Annotated in this window: 1 rRNA gene; it reads left to right on the top strand. The window is 47.3% G+C overall.

The features are described 5' to 3' along the window. Nucleotides 1-284: 284 nt before the first annotated feature. A 16S ribosomal RNA gene (locus Q0895_RS13370) occupies nucleotides 285-1,278 on the top strand; the annotation flags it as partial.

The following is a 1,278-nucleotide window of genomic DNA, read 5'->3' as shown; positions in this document are numbered from 1 at the left end:
AACCTACTACTGGACGACAGTATAGGGCATTATTTAAAAGCAGAACTAAAGAACAACTTGTGTGGATTTTTGCTGAGACAGAATGCTAAACATAAAGTTGGCTTGAATCACTTGTTACTTGTAATAAGTGAGACATGACTAACTATAAAAATTATCATTTAATCAGCAAGAAAACTCAAAGTTAATTCATTACGAACATATACGAAGAGCGTAATTGCCAGATTAAATGAGCCAAGATTAGAAGTCATCTTCCTATTTATAGGTTAAAGACTTCAAGCAAGATTAAACTGAAGAGTTTGATCATGGCTCAGATTGAACGCTGGCGGCAGGCTTAACACATGCAAGTCGAGCGGAAACGATACCAGCTTGCTGGTAGGCGTCGAGCGGCGGACGGGTGAGTAACACTTAGGAATCTACCTAGTAGTGGGGGATAGCTCGGGGAAACTCGAATTAATACCGCATACGACCTACGGGAGAAAGGGGGCAGTTTACTGCTCTCGCTATTAGATGAGCCTAAGTCGGATTAGCTAGATGGTGGGGTAAAGGCCTACCATGGCGACGATCTGTAGCTGGTCTGAGAGGATGATCAGCCACACCGGGACTGAGACACGGCCCGGACTCCTACGGGAGGCAGCAGTGGGGAATATTGGACAATGGGGGCAACCCTGATCCAGCCATGCCGCGTGTGTGAAGAAGGCCTTTTGGTTGTAAAGCACTTTAAGCAGTGAAGAAGACCTAATGGTTAATACCCATTAGCGATGACATTAGCTGCAGAATAAGCACCGGCTAACTCTGTGCCAGCAGCCGCGGTAATACAGAGGGTGCAAGCGTTAATCGGAATTACTGGGCGTAAAGCGAGCGTAGGTGGCTTGATAAGTCAGATGTGAAATCCCCGGGCTTAACCTGGGAACTGCATCTGATACTGTTAAGCTAGAGTAGGTGAGAGGGAAGTAGAATTTCAGGTGTAGCGGTGAAATGCGTAGAGATCTGAAGGAATACCGATGGCGAAGGCAGCTTCCTGGCATCATACTGACACTGAGGCTCGAAAGCGTGGGTAGCAAACAGGATTAGATACCCTGGTAGTCCACGCCGTAAACGATGTCTACTAGTCGTTGGGTCCCTTGAGGACTTAGTGACGCAGCTAACGCAATAAGTAGACCGCCTGGGGAGTACGGCCGCAAGGTTAAAACTCAAATGAATTGACGGGGGCCCGCACAAGCGGTGGAGCATGTGGTTTAATTCGATGCAACGCGAAGAACCTTACCTGGTCTTGACATA

It is taken from the genome of uncultured Psychrobacter sp. (genome assembly GCF_947495825.1).
GTDB lineage: Bacteria > Pseudomonadota > Gammaproteobacteria > Pseudomonadales > Moraxellaceae > Psychrobacter.
The sequence above is the reverse complement of the archived record's forward strand: the minus strand, read 5'-3'. Positions and strand labels throughout refer to the sequence as shown.